This window comes from Streptomyces nanshensis (assembly GCF_001751255.1).
GTDB classification, from domain to species: Bacteria; Actinomycetota; Actinomycetes; order Streptomycetales; family Streptomycetaceae; genus Streptomyces; species Streptomyces nanshensis_A.
Window position 1 is genome coordinate 1 of record NZ_LJGW01000060.1, and the last position, 6,014, is coordinate 6,014.

The following is a 6,014-nucleotide window of genomic DNA, read 5'->3' on the forward strand; positions in this document are numbered from 1 at the left end:
TTCGACTTCACCGACCCCAACAACAACGGACGCTCGGCATCACGCTCTTGCCCATACGTCGCCAACAGGGCCTGCGCCTCGATCGGGTCACCCAACGACGTGCCCGTCCCATGCGCCTCCACCGCATCCACATCCGAGACCGACAGTCCCGCACTCGCCAACGCCTGACGGATCACCCGCTGCTGCGACGGACCATTCGGCGCCGTCAAACCGTTCGACGCACCGTCCTGATTCACCGCCGAACCACGCACCACAGCCAGAACCCGATGCCCCCTACGCCGGGCATCCGACAACCGCTCCAACACCAACAAGCCGACACCTTCCGAGAAACCGGTGCCGTCGGCCGCGTCGGAGAACGCCTTGCACCGCCCGTCCGCAGCCACGCCGCGCTGGCGGGAGATCTCCACGAAGGTCGCCGGGGTCGACATGACGCTGACGCCGCCGGCGAGCGCCAGGTCGCACTCCCCCTGACGCAGCGACTGCGCGGCCCAGTGCAAGGCCACGAGGGAGGAGGAGCAGGCCGTGTCGAGCGTGACCGCGGGCCCTTCGAGGCCGAGGGTGTAGGAGATCCGGCCGGAGGCGACGCTCGGGGAGCTGCCGGTGCCGTGGTGGCCTTCGAATTCGCTGCTGAGGAGCTGGGCGTAGTCGTTGTACATGACGCCGGCGAAGACGCCGGTGGGGCTGCCCCGCAGCGACTGCGGGTCGACGCCCGCACGCTCCAGCGCCTCCCACGACGCCTCCAGCAACAACCGCTGCTGCGAGTCGGTGGCCAGGGCCTCGCGCGGTGACATGCCGAAGAACGCGGCGTCGAAGTCGCCGGCGTCGTGCAGGAATCCGCCGAAGCGGGTGACCGACGTACCGGTGCGCTCGCCGTCCGGGTGGAGGAGGGAGTCGAGGTCCCAGCCGCGGTCGGAGGGGAATTCGGTGATGACGTCGTCGCCGTCGACCAGTACTCGCCACAGGTCTTCCGGCGACTCGACGCCGCCGGGGAACCGGCAGGACATGCCGACGATCGCGATCGGGTCGTCCGCGACGGACGGCAGGGTCGGCGTCGGGACGGCCGATTCGGCTTCGGAGCCGACGAGTTCGTCCCGCAGGTACGCGGCGAGGACGGTGGCGTTGGGGTGGTCGAAGACCAGTGTCGCGGGCAGCCGCAGTCCCGTCACCTCGGTGAGGCGGTTCCGCAGTGCGACGGCGGTCAGCGAGTCGAAGCCCAGGTCGCGGAAGGCGCGTGACACGTCGACGGACGCAGCGTCGGCGTGTCCCAGCACGGTGGCGACCTCGGCACGTACCAAGTCCGTGAGGACGTCGAGGCGTTCGGATTCGGGGAGCGCGGACAGACGCCGCACGAGGGAGCCTGCGGCGCGTGAACCGGCGGCCGTACGGCGTGTGCGGGTACGGACGAGACCGCGGAGCAGCGGCGACACGTCGTCCTGGGTGCGCAGCACGGACGGTTCCAGCCGTGCGGGGACGAGTGCGGGTTCGCCGGTGGCGAGTGCGGCGTCGAGGAGTTCGAGGCCGTGCTCGGCGGTGAGGGGCGGCATGCCGGAGCGTTCGAGGCGGCGCATGTCGGTCTCGGTGAGGCCGCCGGTCATTCCGGCTCCCTGCGCCCAGGTCCCCCAGGCCAACGAGGCGGCGGGGAGGCCGAGTTCGCGGCGGTGCAGGGCGAGCGCGTCGAGGAAGGCGTTGGCTGCCGCGTAGTTGCCCTGGCCCGCGCCGCCGAGTACGCCGGCGGCGGAGGAGAAGAGGACGAAGGCGGAGAGGTCGTGGTCGCGGGTGAGTTCGTGCAGGTTCCACGCCGCGTCCGCCTTCGGACGGAACACGGAATCGACACGCTCCGGCGTCAGCGACTCCACGACACCGTCGTCCAGGACACCCGCCGCGTGGACGACGGCACCGATCGTGTGCTGTCCGAGAAGGTCCGACAGCGCCTCGCGGTCGGCGACGTCGCACCCGACGATCTCGGTACGTGCGCCCGACTCGGCGAGTTCGGCGGTCAGTTCGTCCGCGCCCTCGGCCCCCTGACCGCGGCGCGAGACCAGCAGCAGATCCCGCACACCATGCTCGGAGGCCAGGTGCCGCGCCACCAGCGCACCCAGACCACCCGTACCACCGGTGACGAGGACCGTACCCTCGACCTCGGCCCAGGAGACCCCGTCACCGTCGCCGTCGGTGTCGGTGTCACCCTCGGCGGACGCCACACGCGCCAGGCGTGGGACGCACATCTCCCCTGCGCGCAGCGCCAGTTGGGGTTCGTCCGCGCCGACGGCCCGGGGGATCGCGGCGAACGACTCGTCGGTCCCGTCCACATCGAGCAGTCCGAACCGGCCCGGATGCTCCGACTGCGCCGAACGCACCAGACCCCACGCAGCGGCAGCCGCCGGATCCACGCCCGACGCCACGCCACGCGTCACGAACACCAGCCGCCCGTCCGCGAACCGCTCGTCGGCCAGCCACAGTTGAGCCAGCTCCAGCACACGAGCGCTCACGGCACGCGCTGCGCCCGCCATATCAGCACCCGCCACATCGCCGTCCGCCGGACCGGCGTCGGCCGCACCGCCCGAGACCGGAACCAGCACCACACCCGGCACCGACGAACCCTCGACGTCCGCGAGGTCCGTCCACGTGCCGGCCGTGGCGCCGGCGTCCTCGAGGGCCTGGACGAGGGCGGAGGCCGGGGCGTCCTCGCCGAGGACCGCCACCGCCTCGGGCGGCGTGCCCTCCTCGCCCGCCGCGGCCCACTCCACGCGGAACAGCGAGTCGCGGGCGGCGTTCGGGCCGGTCAACTGGTCGTGCGACACGACGCGTTTGGCCAGCGACTCGACGGTCGCCACCGGCGCACCCTCGGGGTCGGCGAGCGCGACGGTCATGGTGCCGTCGGGGGCGGGCGAGAGCCGGACGCGGACGGCGGACGCACCTGTGGCGTGAAGAGACACTCCTCCCCAGGAGAACGGCAGTCCCGCTTCGTCGTCGGAGGCGAGGAGGAGTGCGTGGAGGCCCGCGTCGAGCAGGGCGGGGTGGAGTCCGAAGCCTTCGGTCTCGACGCCTTCGGGCAAGGCCGCCTCGGCGTAGACCGTGCCCGCGCCGTCGCGCCAGACCGCGCGCAGCCCCTGGAAAGCGGGCCCGTAGGCGAAGCCCTGCTCGGCGAACTGCTCGTAGCAGCCGGCGGTGTCGACCGGTTGTGCTCCGGCGGGGGGCCATACCGAGGCGTCGAAGTCCGCGGTGCGTGCTCCGGCGGCGAGGAGGCCGGTGGCGTGTTCGGTCCAGGGCGTGTCGGGGGTGTCCTCGGGCCGTGCGTGCACGGCGATCGGGCGGCGTCCGTGTTCGTCGGCGGCTGCGACGGTGACCTGGAGGGATACGGCGCCGCGTTCCGGCAGCACCAGCGGGGCGGTCAGCGTCAGGTCCTCGACGGTGTCGCAGCCGACGTCGTCTCCGGCGCGCAGCGCCAGTTCGGCGAAGGCCGAACCGGGCACGAGTGTCCGTCCGAAGGCGGCGTGGTCCGCGAGCCACGGGTGGGTGTGCAGGGAGAGCCTGCTGGTGAGCACCAGACCTTCGGCTCCGGCGAGTTCGACGGCGGCGCCGAGCAGGGGATGTTCGACGGGCACGAGGCCGAGGCCGGAGGCGTCGCCGGTGCGGGCGGGCCGCGCCGGCCAGAAGCGCCGCCGCTGGAAGGCGTAGGTGGGCAGGTCGACGCGGGTGGCGTCCGTACCGGCGAACAGCGCCTGCCAGCGCACGTCGACGCCGCGCACGTGTGCTTCGGCGAGCGCGGTCAGCAGTTGCCGCCGGCCGCCTTCGTCGCGTCGCAGGGTGCCGAGGGCGACGCCGTCGGCACCGGCCGCTTCGAGGGTCTGCTCCAGGCCGACGGTGAGTACGGGATGTGCGCTGGGTTCGACGAAGACGGTGAACCCGTCGTCGAGGAGGGCGCGTGTGGCCTGTTCGAACAGGACGGTGTGGCGAAGGCCGCGGTACCAGTAGTCGGCGTCGAGGCCGGTGGTGTCGACCGGCTGCCCGGTGACGGTCGAGTAGAAGGGGATGCGGGCGGCGCGTGGTTCGGTGGGGGCGAGTTCGTCGAGGACCCGTTCCCGGATGGCCTCGACGTGGACGGTGTGGGAGGCGTAGTCGACGGGGACGCGGCGGGCCCGTACGTCGTCGGCGTCGCAGGCGGCCTGGAGTTCGTCGAGGGCGTCGGCGTCTCCTGCGACGACGGTGGAGCCGGGGCCGTTGACGGCGGCGATCTCCAGGCGTCCGTCCCAGCGTTCCAGCCGTGTACGGACCTGGTCGGCGGGCAGCGGCACCGACATCATGCCGCCGTCGCCGGTCAGGCGGTCGCCCACGGCCTGGCTGCGGAGGGCGACGATGCGGGCGCCGTCCTCCAGGCTGATCGCTCCGGCCACCACGGCGGCGGCGATCTCGCCCTGCGAGTGGCCCACGACGGCGGCGGGTTCGACGCCGAAGGAGCGCCATACGTCGGCGAGGGCGACCATGACGGCCCACAGCGCGGGCTGCACCACGTCGACGCGTTCGAGGGACGGGGCGGAGTCGGCGTCCCGCAGGACGTCGAGGAGCGACCAGTCGACATAGGGGGCCAGCGCCTCGGCGCACTCGTGCACCCGGTCGGCGAACACCTCGGAGGTGTCCAGCAACTCGCGGCCCATGCCTGCCCATTGGGAGCCCTGGCCGGGGAAGACGAAGACGGTCCTGCCTCCGGTGCCGCGGCCGGCGGTGCCGCGTACGAGTCCGGTGGTGGAGGTGTCGTCGGCGAGGGAGCGCAGCGCGTGGAGCAGCTCCTCCCGGTCGCCGCCGAGGACGACAGCGCGGTGGTCGAACGCGGCACGGGTCGTGGCGAGGGAGTACGCGGCGTCGGTGATGCCGGGGGCGTCGTCCTCGCTCATGCGGGAGGCGAGCCGGGCCGCTTGGGCGCGGAGCGCGTCGGCGGTCCTGCCGGAGACGAGCCACGGAACGGCCGTCCCGCCGGTGCCCGTACCGGTGCCGGCGTCGGCGCCGACGTCCGAGCCGGTACGGACGCCCGTGCCGCTTCCCTCGGCATCCGCCGGGGTGAACTGCTCGTCAGGAACGAGTTGTTCGAGGATGAGGTGGGCGTTCGTACCGCTCACGCCGAACGAGGAGACGGCGGTACGGCGCACCCGCTCGCCATGGGGCCATCCCGCGTTCTCAGTGAGCAGTTCGACGGCGCCCTCGTCCCAGTCGACGTGCGAGGAGGGCGCATCGACGTGCAGGGTGCGCGGCAGTGTGCCGTGCCGCATCGCCTCCACCATCTTGATCACACCCGCGACACCCGCAGCCGCCTGCGTATGACCGATGTTGGACTTGACCGAGCCGAGCAGCAGCGGACGCTCACGGTCCCGGCCGTACGTCGCCAGCAGCGCCTGCGCCTCGATCGGGTCACCGAGGCCGGTACCGGTGCCGTGGCCCTCGACGGCGTCGACGTCGGAAGGGTTCAGTCCCGCTCCGGCCAGGGCCTGCCGGATGACGCGCTGCTGTGACGGACCGTTGGGGGCGGTGAGCCCGTTGGACGCGCCGTCCTGGTTGAGGGCGCTGCCCCGCACGACGGCCAGCACCTCGTGTCCGTTGCGGCGGGCGTCGCTGAGCCGTTCCAGGACGACCAGGCCGACGCCTTCGGCCCAGCCGACGCCGTCGGCGGAGTCGGAGTACGCCTTGCAGCGCCCGTCTTCGGAGACTCCGCGCTGCCGGGAGAACTCGACGAACGTGTTCGGGGTGGACATGACGGTGACGCCGCCCGCGAGGGCCAACTCGCACTCGCCCTGCCGCAGCGACTGCGCGGCCAGATGCATCGCCACCAGCGACGACGAGCACGCGGTGTCCACGGTCACGGCCGGGCCTTCGAAGCCGAAGGTGTAGGAGACGCGGCCGGAGACGATGCTGCCCGCGCTGCCCTGACCCTGGTGCCCTTCCAGGTCGCCCCCGCCCAGGAGCGAGGCGTAGTCGTTGTACATGGCTCCGGCGAAGACGCCGGTGCGGCTGCCGCGCAGGGC

At 72.7% G+C, this 6,014-nt stretch carries 1 protein-coding gene; it reads right to left on the bottom strand.

Annotated features, from left to right (window positions below):
• Window positions 1-6,014 (bottom strand): type I polyketide synthase (locus AN218_RS03120; protein ID WP_141747418.1); only part of this gene is annotated, 6,014 nt, incomplete at both ends.